The organism is Terasakiella brassicae, assembly GCF_014641495.1.
Classification (GTDB): domain Bacteria; phylum Pseudomonadota; class Alphaproteobacteria; order Rhodospirillales; family Terasakiellaceae; genus Terasakiella; species Terasakiella brassicae.
On record NZ_BMHV01000026.1, the window covers coordinates 26134 to 44357 of the forward strand.

The window sequence follows — 18224 nt, forward strand, 5'->3', positions numbered from 1 at the left end:
GCATGCACTGATCTCGCCCTCTTTCGGCCCAGTATCCGAAAGAGGGCTTTTTTTCGCCATAAGAAAGAAAGAATTATTGTTTTTTATAATCGTCCGTCAACATACCGCTAAAACCCCAGTTCTCATCTGCGATTTCATCAATAACGATATGAATTGTTTCCGGTTTTTTGCCGAGACGTTCCACTAAACTTTTCGTAATATCTTCAACAAGATGTTTCTTTTGTTCGCGTGAAGCACCTTGCAGGATTTTCACATTTACATAAGGCATAAGAGTCTCCAAGAACTGTAAATCTAACATTTTAGATAAAAGATATAATAATCTTTCGTTCCATAGACTTAGTAGGTTTTACGATTTTAACAACAGCACGACTGCCCTTTTGTATTGTCTATAAACAATTCACTTTCAGCCAATTTTATGTATATTGCCTGCAAACTTTTTTGCACTTGCGAGTAAAGGAAACTCAGATGTCCCAGTTTAAAACCTTGAGCGATTATGACGTGGCGGGCAAGCGTGTCTTGTTGCGTGCCGATCTGAACGTCCCGATGAAAGACGGCGTTGTCACCGACAGCACGCGCATCGACCGCACATTACCAACCATCGTTGAATTGATGCAAAAAGGTGCACGTATTGTTTTGATCACACACTGGGGCCGCCCGAAAGGCCAGCGCGTACCGGAAATGACCGTTAAACCAATTGCGGATGCCCTGTCCGCCAAACTTGGGAAGCCCGTTAAGTTTGCAGATGATTGCATCGGGGAAGAAGCCGAAGCAATCGTTAATTCCCTCTCCGATACCGAAGTCTGTGTTCTGGAAAACCTGCGCTATTACAAAGAAGAAACCGATAACGACACAGCCTTTGCCGAAAAACTGGCAAAACTGGGCGATATCTATGTGAATGATGCGTTTTCATGCGCACACCGTGCCCATGCCTCAACCGAGGCCCTCGCCCGTCTGCTGCCCTCTGCCGCAGGTCGATTGATGCAAGCGGAACTGGAAGCCTTGTCCGGCGCGCTCGATGCACCACAACGCCCATTGGCGGCCCTTGTCGGGGGCGCAAAAGTATCCACAAAACTTGATGTACTCAACAACCTGTCTGCCAAGGTCGATATGCTGATCATCGGCGGCGGAATGGCCAATACGTTCCTGAACGCCAAAGGGATCAACATCGGTAATTCCCTGTGTGAACATGATTTGGCAGATACCGCACGCGACATCATCGCAGCGGCAGAAAAAAACGGCTGTGAAATCGTCCTGCCCATCGACGGGGTTGTTGCCAAGGAATTTGCCGCCCATGCCGAAAACCGCATCGTGAACCTCGCCGATGGGGTCAATGACGACGAAATGATTTTGGACGTTGGCCCGGCATCCGTTGCAGATGTAAAAGCCCGTCTTGCCAATTGCAAAACAATCGTCTGGAACGGCCCGATGGGTGCCTTTGAAATTGAACCGTTCGATGCCGGTACAAACGGGGCCGCCCAAGCTGCCGCCGAACTGACCAAGGCCGGTTCGCTGGTTTCTGTCGCGGGCGGGGGCGATACCGTTGCCGCCCTTGATCATGCCGGGGCGAAAGACGACTTCACCTATATCTCCACCGCAGGCGGTGCCTTCCTTGAATGGTTGGAAGGCAAAGTATTGCCCGGCGTCGAAGTCTTGCGCATCCAGTAACTCCAATAAAAGCCGCTCCGGCTTTGTTTAAGCAGGGGCGGCTACTTTCTTCATCACACCGGAACCATATCAAAACAATGATAAAAGTCTCTTTTGTTGTAACCGTCTATAACAAAGCTCCGTTCTTGCCCGGTGTGATTGACGCGTTGAAAAACCAACAGGGGGATTTTGAACGCGAATATGTCTTTGTCAATGACGGGTCCACCGACAATTCGTGGGATATCGTCAAATCCGAAACAGCAGGCCTACCCCATGTTGTTCTTATCGATCAAGTTAATCAAGGTGTCGCGATTGCGACCAACAACGGCGTGCGCGCCGCCAGTGGTGATTTGATCAAACTTGTCGATTCCGACGACATTCTTGCGCCCTTTTGTTGTCAACTCCTCATACAAACCCTGCAAGACAGCAACAGCGACTTTGTCTTTGCCATTTCAGGGGAACATGAAGACACACCTGTTTTCGAAGACCCGGCCAACCCGGAAGTGGTCATCTTTGACGATTCCCTGCTCAGCGTTATTAAACACGGGTACGCCCGCGTCAGTCATTGCCTGTTCAAAAAAGACGTGTTTGATCGTGCCCAAGGCTGTGATGAACGGATCTTTTCACAGGATCATTCCTTGTTTATCCGCCTGAGCACACATGGCAAACTTGCACAGGTTCGCCATATTGTCTGTTCCTCACCACGGGATGAACCGGGCCGTATTATGAATAATAATGCCCAAGTCGTACATGATGCGACCCTTGCCCTTGCCTATCACCTGCAGGACAATCCGCAACTGGATACCCAACATATCAAAGCCGCCCAGAAAAAGATCACATCGCGCATCTGGAAATGGGCAAAACGGGAATTGGGCATGAACTATTTCAATCGCGCCTTTTGGCTGTTCACCCTGTCACGATGCGGTGTGGCTTTATCGGCAACAGAACTGGTTGAACAATGCGCGGTCTTTCGTGAAGGCGCTAATATTCGCCGTCCTTAAGTTGCTTTCATTCTTGTTTGTCGAGCATTTCATTAAATTGCGTCAGGCATCTTTCATCCGCACGATGCATGCTCATAAACAAAATTTTCAGCATGATCAGCATACCGACCAACACCCCGGCCCCCAGCAAAACGATATAGACGAACATGGCGTTGCCACTATCGCTGGTCAATTGTGCCAGAAACGGAACCGTCTCGTTGATTTTATCCAAATCAAACATTTCTCACATTCCTTCTTTTGAGGCGCAGGCCTGCCATAATTCAACGGCCCCGTCATATGCCATATCGACGCTGAGACTATCCATCAAACTATCGGTCTTTTCATGGTCAAAATTTTCACCAAATAAATCCAAAAATGGCGTTGCCGTTCGAACGGTTGCACAATGTGCCCCCCACGGGCCATATAATTTTTCCTGCGTTGGCCCAAACAGGCCCAGCGTGGGAATGCGCGCGGCACAGGCCATATGCATCAAACCACTGTCATTTCCAACAAAAAAAGCACACCGTTTTAAACAGGCATAGACCGTTGGCAAGTCAAGCTCACCGATTAAATCTATCTTTTGGGTTTCATCCAAACCTTCAATCAATTTTTCTGCCTGCGCACGTTCTGAAACATGCCCAAACAGCGCTATTTTTGCCCCGGAAAACGGCCCTGTTTTTGCGGTCAAACGCTGAACAAGTTCCAGAAAATATTCTGCCCGCCACGTTTTACCCCGCCAGTTCGCCGTTGGTCCGACAGCAAGGATCATGTCATTGGCCGGTAATAACCTATCCGCCCTTTGTTCGTGTTTTTCATTTGTCCATAAAACCGGGCCACGCGGCGGATTTAATTTTAACAGGCTGGAAAACAATTCAACCCGGTGTGTTTGCTTATCATCATGGTGCAGGTGTGTCCCGCGCAACGTTGGGAATAGATAGGTAATCGGCCCATTGCGTAAATCAATCACGCGGTGCCACCATGTAAAACCACACTCTTTCCAAAGATCAATCCAATGCATGGATCGTTTCTTTTTGGTCATAATCAGGACGCGCTCAACCTGTGGGGTTGCCTCAAACAAAGGGGCGGCAACAGGCCCGCATGCAATTGTAAATTTTGCCTGCGGATAACGTTCAAGCAAATAATCCAGAATGCCTGTGGAAAGAACGGCATCGCCGATCCGTGTGGAGGTAATAAAAAGAATGCGCATCGTTCTTCAAGATAGACCCGAATAAAAACAACGCGACCATAGCGCCAAAGCGGCGCATTGGCTACCATCTATTTCCCATTTCACAAGGGAAATCACATGCAGCTTAATAGGAAATCAATTCCTGACGATTGTGATGCAGTTCAATATGGTTCATCAGATAAGCCACCGCATCAACACGTTCCGCATTGGACAATTTTTCCATTTTCTTACCCATGCGGCGTTCAATATCCCCTAACAAACGAATGGGATCGTTATCACTGCTGCGGGAAGCCACAATAATCAAACGCGACAAATGATCCATGCTGACCGATGGCATCATGTGCTGATAGACCCAAACACCACTGAAAACACTAAAAATAAGCGCGAGTCCCGCAAGAGAAACAACCAATGAGCGTTTTTTCTTGCGCTTTTTGGCATTTACGTCGAGCTTTGCCAATGCGCCCTGAATGTTTTGATCAAGCATATTACACCTTACAGTAACCATATCATATATTCTTGCCCACCATTTGAGTATTATTATAGATTGTGAACTGCCATGCAATAATATTTTTTGTACATTTTTATCTCTTAAGCAAGAAAAGGAGATAGAAATGCTTAATATACGTGTAGCAACTCAAGATGATGTCGCTGACATTGCAGAAATTCACGAAATTTGTTGGCGCCATGCCTATGGCTTTATGCCCGAGGAAGTCTTGTCCAATCGGGATCGATCTTACCGCTTCCAGCAATGGCAACGCTGGTTTGATGAAGATCGCCCCAATAAAAACGAAGCCCTGTTCGTGTTTGAAGATGACAACAAACCTGTGGGCTTTTGCATGTGCAAACCAAATGACGACGATATGTTGATCGGCGCAAAAGGCGAATTACATGCATTGTATGTCTTACCGCAATATCGGACATTTGGCGTCAGCTATCTGGCCATCAGTACCCTTTCTAAATATTTGGTTGAACGAGGTCTTGCCCCTTTATGTTGCTGGGCTTTTCAGGAAAACAAAATTTGGCGGTGGTACGAACGCCTTGGTTTCAAGCGTATGATTGCCAGAAACCGGAGAATTAATAACGTTGATGTCCCCGAGTTCGGTATGGTTCATTTCGAGCCCAATAAACTGATCGAACTGACCGAACGTCAACTCCAGCGCGCAAACTAAGCGGGCCAGATGCCTGTGTCGGATTATACCGGCACAGGCATCTTTTTTTATTGCCCCAGACGTCGCAAGGTAAAATCAATGATGTTTGAAATATCACTGTCTTCACCCTCTTTTTTGATACCGCTGTCGCGTACCATCGCATCATATATTTCCATAAAGGCATCGGCATACAGTTCCGGGTCTTCATCCGTATCATTTCGTTTGCATAAAAAATACGCAACATTCCACATCAACATACGGTTCAGTGCCACATCCTGACTTTGGTCGCGCATCATCGTCCCGCGCCCATCAACCAGCCAGTTCAAATTAAAACCCATATTGAGCAAAGCTTGCAAAACTTCACCTTTGGGAACTTTTCCGTACTCATAGCCCTGAACGGACCCTAAAGACACCCCCAAACGGTCTGCAAATTCTTTCTGAGTCACACCCAAATTTTTACGTATTTCCGTAAATCGCTGACCGATATCTTTCATATTCCAACCTATTGAAAACCTTGCAATACCAACAATTTAAATATATGTTAAGCCTGCTGAACAGAGGTATTTTCGAACTATTGGTTGTAGTCTCTACACCCTGAGTTTCTGAATTCCTCTTAAGACTGCTTTCAATGTACGCCCACAAGTGTATCACGAAAACCTTCATCGTTTTTAACGAAAACAGTCTTGAACAGCTATAAAAATCTTTATATCGAAATGCATTTTTGCAGTCCGATATAATAAAATTCTGGCGCTGGATTGTGTAAGAGAGAGATTGCACATGCGTGCAAGAATAAAAATATGGTGCGAATAGAAACGAGTAGATAACAATGAGCAGACGACCACCAAGAACCAGCCCCGACCCAATCGATAAATATGTAGGTTCCCGTGTCCGCGCACGTCGTGTCGGATTACGCATTTCGCAAACCAAACTCGGCGATTCCATCGGTGTGACCTTCCAGCAGGTTCAAAAATATGAAAATGGAACCAACCGTATTGGCGCCAGCAACCTTTATAAAATTGCACGCCAGCTTGGGGTTGATGTGTCCTACTTCTTTCAGGAAATGCCGGAAGATTTGTATGAAGCCTCTCACGCAGACCCTTACGGGTTGAGCGAGCCTCTTGCCGAGCCATTTGACAGCGACCCGCTTTCTTCACGCGATTCCATTTCGCTGGTCCACGATTTTCACCGCATCCCCGATGACATATTGCGTCAACGCATGGGGCAATTCATGCGGGCATTGGCCAATAGCCTGACGGATACACCGCACGAAGAAGAAAATTTTTAACATCCCCGTCTATAAAACACTAAATAGTAGTAAAATATTGAACAACCCTATTAAAAGGTGAATATTCGGTTGGCGCGCTTGGCTTTCGTGATATACAACAGAGGTGTATTTTTTATTTCATACACCTCTTTAGTGTATTGCAGGGAGCTACCATGTCTCAAGACCCACAAGGACCAAACCCTATCAATCTGGGCATTGGTCGTCGACTCCGCCTGAAACGTGAAATTGCGGGCTTAACGCAAAGTGCCTTAGGACAGAAAATAGACGTCTCGCGCATCAAAATCGGCCAATATGAATCCGGGCAAATCCCAATCCCCGCTTCAAAGCTCTTTTTGCTGGCACAGGTTTTCAACGTAAATGTAAATTACTTTTTTAAAGCCGACGATCAAACACCTGCCTTGGCGGAGTTTGAAGATATTGATCCGCTTCTCAACAAACTTTCCATTTCGTTGCTCAAGGATTTTGAGCAACTTGACCAGCCGGAAGTTCGCCAAAGTCTGGCAGCCGTAATGGAACGCGCCGCAGAGCTTTTGAACGAAAACAACAAAAACACAAAATAGATTAAAGCGATATATTGCCCATCAGGAAAGCGCCTAACAGCAACCAGCCGAACCATTTGTTGGATTTAAAAATCATCAGGCAAGTCGGGGCATCATGAATATCGACTGTTCTAACCTGCCAGATCAGATGGGCAACCGGGGCACATAAACCGATATAGAACAAAGGTCCGGTTTGCGCCAAATAACCCGCCAACACGACCAACCCGGTTGTCATGGTATAGAAAAAATAAAGCGCCGGTACGGTTTTTTCCCCCAATCTCAGGGCAGAAGACTTAATACCGATTAAAATATCATCTTCCTTATCCTGATGGGCATAAATTGTATCGTATCCCAAGGTCCAGAATAGCCCGGCAAAATAAAGGCAAACCGCCGACCACGCCAGCCTACCGTCAACGGCACTCCAACCCACCAAGGCCCCCCAGTTAAAGGTCAACCCAAGGACGACCTGCGGCCAGTAGGTCCAGCGTTTGCAAAACGGATAAATAAAGACCAACCCCAACGAGACACTGGCCAGAACAACCGTGTACCAATTAAATTGCAGCAAAACACTCAAGCCGATCAGGCACAGAACCCCCATAAAGAGAGCGGCCTGCAACGGACTGACATCGCCATTGGGAATGGGGCGCGTTGCGGTGCGGGCCACCTTGCCATCAAAATTTCGGTCCGCCAGATCATTCATTACACATCCGGCCCCGCGCATCACAAAGGCCCCGATTGCAAATAAAACCGCAAAATACAGATTGGGAACCCCACTGGAGGCCAAGGCCAAAGACCAGAAACACGGCAGCAATAACAACCATGTCCCGATGGGACGGTCTGCCCGCATTAAAATCAAATAAGGACGCACGGCCTGCGGCATTTGCCCGACCCAGCCGTGATACACGATGTCTGTACGGTTTATGTCGATACTGTTTTGCATGCCTCTTTCATACACGTTTTCACATGTCGGAGAAAGAGGTTAAAACCCACTGCCCGGCTCTTTCAAAAACGCAGCCTCTTCTTTGCTATCTTCGCGACCCAAAATTTTATTGCGATGGGGAAACCGTCCAAATCGTTTGATAATATCGCGATGGCGCACGGCAAAGTCCGTATAGTTTTCATCCCCCAAGGAACGGATCAGGCTAACAGCCACATTTTGATCCTCAATATTTTCGCTATGTTCCAACGGCAAATATATAAACAAGCGGGCCGCCAGTGCCAAATCCACATCCCATTCACGTTCCAGTACATAACGTGTGATATCCAGAGCCTGCTCGTCAGTGGCAAAGGATTTGGCCTTATCGCGAAACATATTGCGTGGAAATTGATCCAGCAAAAGGATCAACGCGAGACACCCCAACGGGTCTTCTTTCCAATGAACCAGAGCCCCGGTCGCCGCCTGTTCATAGAGAGAGGTAAATTGATCGGTGATTTTTCGATCAATGTCGCGGTCTTTCATCCACCACATATCGCGGTGGGTCGCCATCTGTTCGGGCGCCGCACTGCCAAACCAGAACTCAAGAACGCTTGTTATCTCGTTATTCATTTCATGCTCCACATCTTATCAAGCTGATATAGGAAGTGGAAAATCAGGAACAACAGCGAATGACGATTTTTTAAAAACAGTTGGCAACCAATTGACGAAACGCATCCGCACGATGACTGATTTCATGTTTGCCAGCAGGTTCCATTTCCCCGAACGTCACATCATATCCAACGGGTTGAAAGGCCGGGTCATACCCGAACCCCTGTTCCCCGCGCGGTGGCCAGACCATCTCGCCTTCGACACGGCCTTCAAACACCTCGGTATGTCCATCCGGCCAGGCGATAGACAACGCACAAATAAAGGCCGCCCCACGATCGGCTTTCGCTTCGATGGTGTCATATTCGCAAATCGCGTCTTGCACTTTTTTCATCGCCCGTTGGAAATCTTTGCGTGGCCCGGCCCAGCGGGCGGAATAAATACCGGGGGCACCGGCCAAAATATTGACTGCCAAACCGGAATCGTCTGCCAAAGCGGGCAAGCCGGAGGCTTTGGCCGCTGCCAAAGATTTGATCTGGGAATTGGCAATAAAGGTTTCCCCATCTTCAACGGGTTCCGGCAAGTTTAAATCCTTGGCAGAAATAACGTCCATCCCATAAGGGGCGAGCAATTCCTGAATTTCACGCACTTTGCCCGCATTGTGGCTGGCGATAACAAGTTTTCCGGCATCCAGTTTGCGGGTCATAAGGCTTACTCCAATCCAAGGGCTTTGCGTTGTAGAATGCTTAACTCGCTAATGCCTTTTTGCGCAAGATCGAGCAATTGGATAAATTGTTCACGGCTGAATGGGTCTTCTTCTGCCGTTCCCTGAATTTCAACAATCCCGCCCTTGCCGGTCAGAACAAAATTCGTATCAGCCTGTGCTGTGCTGTCTTCGTCATAATCAAGATCAAGAACAGCTTCGCCTTCATAAATCCCGCAAGAAACCGCTGCCACTTCATCCGACATGGGAATGGCAGCCAGCTTGCCCGCTTCGACCATTTTTTGAAACGCCGCATACATGGCCACATAAGACCCGGTGATAGATGCCGTACGCGTCCCGCCATCGGCTTGCAACACGTCACAATCCACACGCACCTGAATTTCACCCATTGCCTTCAAATCCGTTACCGCACGTAAAGAACGCCCGATCAAACGCTGGATTTCCTGTGTCCGACCGGATTGTTTCCCGCTGGACGCTTCACGGCGCATCCGGTCATGGGTGGAACGCGGTAACATGCCATATTCCGCAGTTACCCAACCTGCACCACTGCCACGCATCCAACCGGGGACTTTTTCTTCCACGGTGGCGGTGCATAACACATGGGTATCGCCAAATTTTACCAGACAGGAACCTTCTGCATATTTGCTGAAACCCAATTCGAAACTGACAGGGCGCAGTTGATCGGCGGCGCGACCGGACGGACGAATGGCCATTACTGTAAATCTTCTTCGATGATGGAGATATTCAGATCATAAGACACTTCGCCTTCGTCTTCGTCCCGGTGCAAAACGCCGATAAATTCATCCAGAATATAAACTTCGGTCGGATGGTCCGGCTTTTTCGGCGGCTGAATACGAATTTTATCGTTGCCGAAGGTTTTACGCAGGTGGGCGGTGACTTTTTGAATTTCATCCATCGTGATCATATCGAATATCCTATTGGGCCTGTCATTAAGTTTGACTCGGTTTAACATAGCCTCTCGCATTGACGCAATGACCTCTTGAGACTAAATTTCTCTCATGTTGAGTAATTTGAACGATAGATCGCGCGATATCTTTCGCCGCATTGTGGATGCCTATATGGAAACGGGCGAGCCTGTCGGCTCGCGCACGGTTTCAAAACTGCTGGAAAACTCTTTGTCTCCGGCCTCCATTCGCAATGTCATGGCGGACCTGGAAGATTTGGGGCTTTTACATTCCCCCCATACATCCGCCGGACGCATGCCGACGGAACAAGGGTTGCGCCTGTTTATCGATGGCGTTATGGAAATCGGCGACTTACCGGCCAATGAACGCAAGGTCATTGATAAGGAATGTTCTGCCAAGGGCCGCAAATTCGAAGATGTAATGTCCGAAGCTTCTGGCATGATTTCCGGTCTGTCCGGGTGCGCCAGTCTGGTCTTTGCCCCGAAAACCGATTCTCCGCTGAAACATATCGAATTCGTCAATCTGTCACCGGGACGCACCCTTGTAATTATGGTGATGGAAAACGGCGTGGTCGAAAATCGGGTCATCGACACCCCGCATGACATCCCACCCAGTGCCTTGGTTCAGGCCAGTAATTATCTAGGGGCCAAACTGGTCGGGCGTACCGTGGCTGAGGGTTTGGGCGAAATTCATAAAGAGCTCAAGAACCAGCAGGCACAACTGGATGAACTGACCAGCCGTGTTGTCAAAACAGGTTTAGCCCAATGGGCAGGCGGGACAAGCGATTCGGGTTCCCTGATTGTCCGGGGCCAGGCGCATTTACTGGATGATATTGCCGCCATTGGCGATCTGGAACGCATTCGATCCCTATTTGAAGCTTTGGAAACCAAAGAAACCCTGTTAAAGCTTCTGCACCTTGCCGATGGGGCAGATGGCGTACAAATTTTTATCGGTTCGGACAATCCGTTGTTTAACGTGTCCGGCTGTTCTATGGTGGTGGCTCCGTTTCGCGACGGTCACCAAAAAATTGTCGGCGCAATTGGTGTGATCGGGCCAACCCGTATCAACTATGCGCGCATTATTCCGATGGTCGATTATACCTCCAAGGTAATCGGCCGATTGATTGGCTAGAATAAAGTTGAAGAGAAGACGAAATGTCAGGCGAAAACACACAAGCAACACCTGCAGACAATGACCCTGTAACAGAAGAAGTTACAATCGAGGAAGGCGCACCGCAAGACACACTGGAGGCGGACGTACAAGGTTTTGCCGAAGGCGCAAACGTAAATGAACGCATCGCCCAGTTGGAAGCGGAACTGGAAGACACCAAAAGCAAATGGTTGCGCGCAGTTGCGGAAGAACAAAACGTACGCCGCCGTGCCGAACGCGAAAAACAGGATGCGCTGAAATACGGCGTCACCAATTTTGCCCGCGAAATGGTTTCCGTTGCCGACAACTTACGCCGCGCCCTGGAAAGTACCCCGGACAATATGAAAGACACCGATGTGATTAAAGGTGTCGATATGACCGAACGCGAATTGCAAAACGCCTTTAAAAAGGCCGGTATCAAACGTGTCGAAGCCGCCGGTCAACCGTTTGACCATAACCTGCATCAGGCCATGTTCGAAGTGAACGACCCCAGCCAGCCTGCAGGTCTGGTCGCACAAGTCATGCAGGACGGCTATGTCATCCATGACCGTCTTTTGCGCCCGGCAATGGTCGGCGTCACCAAGGGCGGCCCCAAATATGAGGCCCCACAAGGTGAAGAAACACCGGGCGCAACAGAGGCATACGAAGCCGGCACGGAAGAAGCCGGGGCAAATCTGGATCAGGAAACCTGATTTCCTGATCCAAGCTATATTTCCTTTAAAAATGGCTGCGCACAAAACGCAGCCATTTCGGTCTGCTGACAAAGTGTTTTCAGTAAATAATTGACCAAAAGCCGTCCCGCACTTGATGTGGGATCCATTTAAAATCAATAAACTAGATATGGATCATGCGCTCATCAGGAATAATGATTACGGGCGCGTTCCACGGCTTCTTTCAAATCCTGCCATGCATTATCTGCACCGGTTTTCAACTCTTCCCACGCATCTTCGGAAGCAATGGCAAGGTCTTCAAGTTCCTTGTTCAGCATCTCCTTTTTCGTGTTGAGTTCCATCATTTGACGAGAATATTCAACATGCACCTGCGCACGTTTTTGCGCCGCTTTATCCTTTAAGCGTTCAATTTCAAACTCAAGGTCATCAAGCTGTTTTTTGATCTTCTGAATATAGGTTTCTTTATGGGTCACGTGACGTCTCCATTCGATTCAAAACCGCCTGCAAATCTTCCCATATCAGGGCAAGTGCAAGATCGGCTAATGTATTTGACGAAGGTTTCGACGGATAGACGGGCTTTAAAAAGCCACTATGGGCTGCCCAAAAAATATATATCCATCGTCACGCGCAGAGGGTGGATCTTGATTTTTCAACCTGAATGTTTTGGCTCCGCGCGGACATGCTTGCATCAAGTCATGCCGTTGTTGAAAAATCTTATGATCTAAGCGCGCTACTGCTATTAAAAATCATATCGCGCTTTCTTTGGAATAAGTCGAAAACAGGCTCCTCTTTTTTGTTTCGCTCTATGAGACATAGTCTGGAAATCCTGTCTGTAAAGGGAAAATATAAATTTTTATCTGATGTTTTTCAATAAGATAAAGAAAAAGGCCCACCTGTTAAGTACAAGCGGGCCTTCTCTTTTAAGGGCTTATCAGCCTTGTGCGATCATATCACGCAACTGTTTTGCCGCTACGGTCAGCATGGCAAAATCAATACCCGGTGTGGATTTAATTTCCGCCAGCATTTGATCGGTCTGGTCCACGACAGTTTGATTGTCATCAATCCATTTCATCAATCCGCTGAGCGCATCTTTGCCACCTGCAATATTGTCAATCGCAATGTTGGTCAAGGTTGACTGGTAATTGTACAAATCCTCGATCAACGCACCAACCGCCAATTTTTGCCAATGGTTTTTTAGACCCAGTTGCTCACCGGTGGCGCGCATCCAACCCAAATCGAAGCGGGAACCGACTTCGAAATAGATTTTGGAAACGTCCACAACATCCATTTCGCGTTTTTGGGCAATGCCGACGATATCGCAACCCGATACCAAAACCACTTTGCCTGCAACGCTCTTGGCCAATTCTTCCGGGACGCCATTGTCAATAAAGGTCTGGGCCTGATCCAGATGTGCTTTCAGAATATTCTTCGGCAGCACCTCTTCCAGTTTTTCGCCCAGTTTTTGCAAACCGCTTGAGAAAGACTCGACCGCCTTACCCAGATCCAACGGTTTTTCGCCATAACGCAAGAACCACTTGGTGCCCCGGTCAATCAGTTTATTGACCTGTTGCAACATGCGGATTTGTTCCTTGGCACTGACTTTATTGTCCAAGTCCTCGATATCCGCCCAGGTGTCACGCAATCCAAACGAATCGCGCGTGATCAAATAAGCTCGCGCAATATCATCCGGCGTTGCATTGGTATTTTCCATCACTTGCATCAGGAAGCTACCCCCCACACGGTTGATCAAAGAGTTGGTAATCCCGGTCGCAATAATTTCACGGCGCAGCATATGGTTTTTAATCTGATCCTCAAACATATCCCCCAACTGTGTCGGGAAATAACGGATCAAATCTTCTTCCAGACGCGGATCGTCCGGCAAATCGGACTCCAGCAATTTGTCATAGAGCCAGATTTTCGCATAAGGCATCAGCACCGAGATTTCCGGTCGGGTCAACCCTTTCTGCGCGGCTTGACGTTCTGCCAGAACTTCTTCATTGGGCAGCACTTCAACATCACGGTCCAAACGGCCTTGACGTTCCAGATATTTCATCAGGCGTGCCTGTTGATCCAGCAAATCCAAAGCCCGATCCTGAACGATCGTAATCGCCTGACTTTGCAGATAATTGTCACGCAAGACCAAATCGGAAACTTCATCGGTCATTTGTTCCAGAATCTTGTTGCGCTGCTTCATGGTCATATCGCCATTTGCCACAATCTGATTGAGCAAAATTTTGATATTCACCTCGTGGTCAGAACAATCCACACCGGCGGAGTTATCAATCGCATCGGTATTGTTGCGCCCGCCATGAAGGGCAAATTCAATTCGCCCACGCTGCGTACATCCAAGGTTCGCCCCTTCGCCGATGACTTTGCAATGAAGCTCGGTTGCATCCACGCGGATGGCATCGTTGCCCCGATCACCAGTATCGGCATCACTTTCATGGCTTTCCTTGATGTAAGTGCCGATCCCGCCGAACCACAGCAACTCGACCTGTGCTTTTAAAATGCTGCGGATCAGTTCGTTCGGAGACAAGGATTTAACCGACCCCGCCAAGCCTAAAGCCTTGCGAATTTCCGGTGTAATCTCAATCTTCTTGGCGGAGCGCAGGAAGACACCGCCACCTTTGGAAATCAGGGATGTATCATATTGATCCCAGCCCTTGACCTCATCAAACAGACGTTTGCGTTCCTCCCACGATTTTGCCGCATCCGGGGTCGGGTCGATGAAGATATGCAGATGGTTAAAGGCCGCAACCAATTGGATATGTTTGGATAACAACATGCCGTTACCGAACACGTCGCCGCCCATATCACCGACACCGGCAACGGTGAAATCCTCATTCTGGATATCTTTACCCATTTCACGGAAATGACGTTTGACCGACTCCCACGCACCTTTGGCTGTGATCCCCATTTTTTTGTGGTCATAACCGACAGACCCGCCAGAAGCAAACGCATCGCCCAACCAATGCCCGTATTCTTCAGACACACCATTGGCAATATCGGAAAATGTCGCCGTTCCTTTGTCAGCAGCAACCACCAAATACGGGTCATCCTCATCATGGCGCACAACCTGTTTCGGCGGGACAACCTTGCCCGCCACATAATTGTCGGTCAAATCCAGCAAGCCCCGAATAAAGGTCTTGTAACATTCAATCCCTTCTTTCAGGAAAGCTTCACGCCCGCCTTCACTCGGTGGTTGTTTGACGACAAAGCCGCCTTTGGACCCCACCGGTACGATCACCGCGTTCTTAACCTGTTGAGCCTTCACAAGCCCAAGAACTTCTGTACGGAAATCTTCGCGACGATCCGACCAGCGCAAACCGCCACGGGCAACCGGCCCGCCGCGCAAATGCACCCCTTCAACCCGTGGGCTGTAAACAAAAATTTCCCGCCACGGACGCGGCAGAGGCAAATCTTCGATTTCCCGCGAGTTCAGTTTAAAGGACACATAAGGCTTGTCTTTGCCGTTTTCATCCATCTGGAAATAGTTGGTGCGCAATGTGCAATCAATCAGATTGAGGAAACGTCGCAAAATTCGATCTTCATCCGCATTCTGCACCGTATCCAGAATGTCCAGAATTTTCGTACGGATCGCATCAATCTTTTGGGGATCGTTTTTGATCTTTGGATCAAATTTCTCATAAAACAGATCAACCAGCAAACGCGTCACTTCCGGGTTGGAAGCCAATGCACGCTGCATATAGGTCTGCGAAAACGGAATGTTAACCTGACGCAAATATTTGCACATGGCGCGCAACAACATCACCGGCCAGGGTTTAATCCCGGCTTCGATCACCAAACGGTTAAAACCGTCATTTTCCACTTGCGATGTCCAGATGTGACGGAACGCTTCCTGAAAACTTTCCCGAATGGCCGACAGATCGACATCGCCGCCACTGGCTGTGGTCAACCCGAAATCGTGGATCATAATCAACTCACAATCACAATTCTGCGGATAGACCGGATAGGGATGTTCATCCAGTACGCGTAAGCCCATATGTTCCAGCATCGGCAAAACATGGGATAACGGAACCGCCCCGTTGGGATGGTAAAGTTTAAAACGGATGACATTACCTGTCGCCTCAATCGGGCGATAAAGGCTCAACTGCAATTCACCCGTCTTCAACACATCATCCAGTTTGGCAATATCGTTTACCGCCAATGCGCCGTTGTGGGTTTCGATATACCCCGCCGGGAAAGCATTGCGGTAACGCCGGTATTGTTCCAACCCTTTTTCTTCACCGTTTGACGTCACCAATTGATCGCGCAAATGATCGGACCAGCTGCGCGCAGCTTCTATCAACTGGTTTTCCACTTCATACAGATCAACTTCGGTTTTACCCGCATCCGGTGTCGAGATAATGACATGCAAACGCGCCAAAGGTGCATCGCCGATCTGGGTATAAAAAGCCTTCAATTCACCATTAAACGCCCGTTCCAGAATCGCCTGCATGTCTTGGCGCAATTCCGTTGTCATGCTGTCGCGCGGAATATGGATCAAACAGGAGGCAAAACGTGAAAAATCATCCATACGCACAAACAACGCCACACGTTGGCGTTCTTGCAGGTTCAGGATACCCATGCACATTTCATAAAGCGCATCTTCATTGATCTGGAAAAGTTCGTCACGCGGGAAGGTATCAATGATATGGGCAAAAGCCTTGCGGTTGTGACTGCCCGGTTTAAAACCGGCCCGTTCCATAACACGCATGGATTTCATGCGAACGACCGGAATATCATGCGGTGCCCGGCTATAAGCCGCCGATGTAAACAGGCCGACAAAGACACGCTGACCGATCACTTTGCCTTTTGCGCCATAACGTTTGACGCAAATCACATCCATGTAAACCGGGCGATGAATAACCGACTTATGGGATGTTTTTACAATCATCAGCGGGGATGAATCTTCTGTAAATTTGCCCTTATCCGATGCCGGACTGGTTGCCAGAATACTGATTTCATCCAGAATATTTGACTTCGGATTGGACAGGATGCCCAGCGCCCCATCCAGAACGGGAACAACCGTATCCCCCTTGATATCAAAATCACAGACACCCAGCAGCGTAAAGTGATCATCATGAACCCATTGCATAAAGTCACAGACTTCTTTGGCTTCTTCCGGGTTCACATCGGGTAGTTTTTTAGACAGGCCTTCAATCGTATCGCGGGCTGCTTTGCGCATATCCTGCCAATCGCGCACGGCGGCATCGCCTTCACTCAGGCAATGTTTTAATCTATCGCTTAATGTTTGCAGTTGGTCCTTATCGGACTGTCTATTCACAAAAAACAGCATGTAGGATTCATACTGGCAGGTATCGCCCCACGACTTCGGTATTTTTTCGTCTTCAAACAATGTGCCGACAAGATAGCCTTTATCGTCGCGGCATAAGGTAATGACGGGATGAATTGTCAGGTAAATTGTCATGTCGCTTTCCGTCAAGGCAGAGGTGACGGAATCGACAAGGAAAGGGCGGTCCGGTGTGCAAATTTCCACGACCGTATGGTCGCTCTGCCAACCGTGCTCTTCCAGATTGGGGTTATAGACACGCACCAGTGTCTCGTCATTTTTACGCTTGGCGGCAAAACGCCAAAACGCCAGTGCAGAGCCGTAAATCTCTTCTTCCTGGCGCCCGATCAAATCGTGAGGTGGTACTTTTGAAAAAAATTGTTGAACAAATTTTACCGCATCGGCGGCATCTTTTTTTGGTAGTCTGTCGTTAATCAGCTTGGCAACTTTATTTATGAGGTCTGCTTTCTGCTGTTCCGACTTGGAAAGCGTCTTATTCATTCCATTCATCCCTGTAGCCCATTTATTGGGTCGTTACACATATGGGGATTTTTCCCCATAAGTTTAAGGCTAGGATAAAAATACCAATTTACAAGTAAATAGATGACTTCTGGCTAAAATTTATGCAGTTTTTTCTGCATTCTACTTTGAATAGGGACTTTGTAGGAGTATATTTACCTATAAGGGGATAGGCATACAGGGCAAAAAAAGATGATGAAAACAGGGCATGAAACGAATCCGCAAGGGCACCTTCTTCATCACCGTTTAGACGGGGATATTGTGGCTTCGCTGGATGATTGGCAACGTCATGCCATCAACGATGCGTTGGAAACCGCAAAATGATCCAATGAGCATCCCTTGAACCTTCGCCTGTCGATTCCGTTTTTCAAGAAACGTTTTTATCTGACCATTGTCGGCGGCCCGGAACAACGCACACACACCCGGTTAAAGGAAGAACGCCATACCCATCCCATACGATCTGTCGTGAATATCTTATTCGCAGTTGGTGTGGTCGGGGGCGCAGCTGTTCTTATGCTGCTTAACGTCAATTCGGGATAAGGAATGTTGTCGGCAAGCCTTTCAGTGAACATGCAGGTTTCCTCGGTTTCAAAACATATGCAGCCAATCCTGCAAGCAGATTGATGAAGAAATGATCT

21 protein-coding genes and 1 pseudogene are annotated in these 18224 nt (G+C 48.3%); 9 read left to right on the forward strand and 13 right to left on the reverse strand.

The genetic code is table 11. The features are described 5' to 3' along the window. Positions 1-73: 73 nt before the first annotated feature. Entirely contained in the window at positions 74-268 is a 195-nt protein-coding gene (thmT, locus tag IEW74_RS14535) for a 2-hydroxymuconate tautomerase (RefSeq protein WP_188666489.1), read from the reverse strand. A gap of 197 nt (positions 269-465) precedes the next feature. On the opposite strand from thmT, the gene IEW74_RS14540 reads away from it, so the two are divergent. Together IEW74_RS14540 and IEW74_RS14545 are read left to right on the forward strand one after the other, a co-directional pair. Then, a complete protein-coding gene (locus tag IEW74_RS14540) occupies positions 466-1665 on the forward strand; it encodes a phosphoglycerate kinase (RefSeq protein WP_188666491.1) in 1200 nt (399 codons plus the stop codon). A 77-nt stretch (positions 1666-1742) separates the two neighbouring features. Further along, positions 1743-2645 (forward strand): glycosyltransferase family 2 protein, encoded by a 903-nt coding sequence (locus tag IEW74_RS14545; protein WP_188666493.1) that lies wholly within the window; start codon positions 1743-1745, stop codon positions 2643-2645. Between the two features lie 7 nt (positions 2646-2652). Here IEW74_RS14545 and IEW74_RS14550 read toward each other — a convergent pair whose 3' ends face one another. The 3 genes from IEW74_RS14550 to IEW74_RS14560 all read right to left on the reverse strand — a co-directional run bounded on the left by IEW74_RS14550 (position 2653) and on the right by IEW74_RS14560 (position 4294). Beyond that, the gene (locus tag IEW74_RS14550) at positions 2653-2865 is read right to left on the reverse strand and encodes a hypothetical protein (protein ID WP_188666495.1); all 213 of its coding nucleotides are present in this window, start codon (positions 2863-2865) and stop codon (positions 2653-2655) included. Positions 2866-2868: 3 nt separating this feature from the next. Next, positions 2869-3831: a glycosyltransferase family 9 protein gene (locus IEW74_RS14555; RefSeq protein WP_188666497.1), complete on the reverse strand. Its 963-nt coding sequence runs from the start codon at positions 3829-3831 to the stop codon at positions 2869-2871. Positions 3832-3934: 103 nt separating this feature from the next. Continuing rightward, positions 3935-4294 (reverse strand): hypothetical protein, encoded by a 360-nt coding sequence (locus tag IEW74_RS14560; RefSeq protein WP_188666508.1) that lies wholly within the window; start codon positions 4292-4294, stop codon positions 3935-3937. Positions 4295-4421: 127 nt separating this feature from the next. Here IEW74_RS14560 and IEW74_RS14565 point away from each other — a divergent pair, with 127 nt between their 5' ends. Continuing rightward, a complete protein-coding gene (locus IEW74_RS14565) occupies positions 4422-4979 on the forward strand; it encodes a GNAT family N-acetyltransferase (protein WP_188666509.1) in 558 nt (185 codons plus the stop codon). Positions 4980-5026: 47 nt separating this feature from the next. Here the strand turns inward: IEW74_RS14565 and IEW74_RS14570 are convergent, their stop codons facing one another. Further along, the gene (locus IEW74_RS14570) at positions 5027-5452 is read right to left on the reverse strand and encodes a helix-turn-helix domain-containing protein (RefSeq protein ID WP_188666510.1); all 426 of its coding nucleotides are present in this window, start codon (positions 5450-5452) and stop codon (positions 5027-5029) included. Between the two features lie 332 nt (positions 5453-5784). Here IEW74_RS14570 and IEW74_RS14575 point away from each other — a divergent pair, with 332 nt between their 5' ends. Next, complete coding sequence (locus tag IEW74_RS14575) at positions 5785-6243, forward strand: helix-turn-helix domain-containing protein (protein ID WP_188666511.1); 459 nt, start codon at positions 5785-5787, stop codon at positions 6241-6243. Positions 6244-6395: 152 nt separating this feature from the next. After that, positions 6396-6803 carry a helix-turn-helix domain-containing protein gene (locus IEW74_RS14580; protein WP_188666512.1) on the forward strand — a complete coding sequence of 136 codons (408 nt, stop codon included), beginning with the start codon at positions 6396-6398 and terminating at the stop codon, positions 6801-6803. 1 nt (position 6804) lies between these two features. Here the strand turns inward: IEW74_RS14580 and ubiA are convergent, their stop codons facing one another. From ubiA to IEW74_RS14605, 5 genes are all read right to left on the reverse strand, one after another. Next, complete coding sequence (gene ubiA / locus IEW74_RS14585) at positions 6805-7722, reverse strand: 4-hydroxybenzoate octaprenyltransferase (RefSeq protein WP_188666513.1); 918 nt, start codon at positions 7720-7722, stop codon at positions 6805-6807. 39 nt (positions 7723-7761) lie between these two features. Further along, the gene (locus tag IEW74_RS14590) at positions 7762-8328 is read right to left on the reverse strand and encodes a DUF924 family protein (protein WP_188666515.1); all 567 of its coding nucleotides are present in this window, start codon (positions 8326-8328) and stop codon (positions 7762-7764) included. Between the two features lie 70 nt (positions 8329-8398). Then, a complete protein-coding gene (gene rdgB / locus IEW74_RS14595; protein ID WP_188666517.1) occupies positions 8399-9010 on the reverse strand; it encodes an RdgB/HAM1 family non-canonical purine NTP pyrophosphatase in 612 nt (203 codons plus the stop codon). Between the two features lie 5 nt (positions 9011-9015). Beyond that, complete coding sequence (gene rph, locus IEW74_RS14600) at positions 9016-9735, reverse strand: ribonuclease PH (RefSeq protein WP_188666524.1); 720 nt, start codon at positions 9733-9735, stop codon at positions 9016-9018. A 5-nt stretch (positions 9736-9740) separates the two neighbouring features. Further along, positions 9741-9953, reverse strand: coding sequence for a DUF3126 family protein (locus IEW74_RS14605; RefSeq protein ID WP_308419107.1), 213 nt, complete (start codon positions 9951-9953; stop codon positions 9741-9743). Between the two features lie 94 nt (positions 9954-10047). Between IEW74_RS14605 and hrcA the strand changes: the two genes are divergently transcribed. Both hrcA and grpE read left to right on the forward strand, forming a co-directional pair. After that, positions 10048-11085: a heat-inducible transcriptional repressor HrcA gene (gene hrcA, locus IEW74_RS14610; protein ID WP_188666519.1), complete on the forward strand. Its 1038-nt coding sequence runs from the start codon at positions 10048-10050 to the stop codon at positions 11083-11085. Between the two features lie 23 nt (positions 11086-11108). Continuing rightward, a complete protein-coding gene (gene grpE, locus IEW74_RS14615; RefSeq protein WP_188666520.1) occupies positions 11109-11795 on the forward strand; it encodes a nucleotide exchange factor GrpE in 687 nt (228 codons plus the stop codon). Between the two features lie 164 nt (positions 11796-11959). Here grpE and IEW74_RS14620 read toward each other — a convergent pair whose 3' ends face one another. Beyond that, positions 11960-12247, reverse strand: coding sequence for an RAQPRD family integrative conjugative element protein (locus tag IEW74_RS14620; RefSeq protein ID WP_188666521.1), 288 nt, complete (start codon positions 12245-12247; stop codon positions 11960-11962). Positions 12248-12705: 458 nt separating this feature from the next. After that, positions 12706-17568 carry an NAD-glutamate dehydrogenase gene (locus IEW74_RS14625; RefSeq protein WP_188666522.1) on the reverse strand — a complete coding sequence of 1621 codons (4863 nt, stop codon included), beginning with the start codon at positions 17566-17568 and terminating at the stop codon, positions 12706-12708. A 210-nt stretch (positions 17569-17778) separates the two neighbouring features. Between IEW74_RS14625 and IEW74_RS17525 the strand changes: the two genes are divergently transcribed. Both IEW74_RS17525 and IEW74_RS14630 read left to right on the forward strand, forming a co-directional pair. Further along, positions 17779-17910 carry a hypothetical protein gene (locus IEW74_RS17525; protein WP_268233814.1) on the forward strand — a complete coding sequence of 44 codons (132 nt, stop codon included), beginning with the start codon at positions 17779-17781 and terminating at the stop codon, positions 17908-17910. A 15-nt stretch (positions 17911-17925) separates the two neighbouring features. Then, positions 17926-18126: a hypothetical protein gene (locus IEW74_RS14630; RefSeq protein WP_188666523.1), complete on the forward strand. Its 201-nt coding sequence runs from the start codon at positions 17926-17928 to the stop codon at positions 18124-18126. On the opposite strand, the pseudogene IEW74_RS17725 reads toward IEW74_RS14630, so the two are convergent. After that, positions 18113-18224: pseudogene (locus IEW74_RS17725) on the reverse strand (IS982 family transposase); the annotation flags it as partial. The gene IEW74_RS14630 and the pseudogene IEW74_RS17725 sit on opposite strands and share 14 nt — an antisense overlap.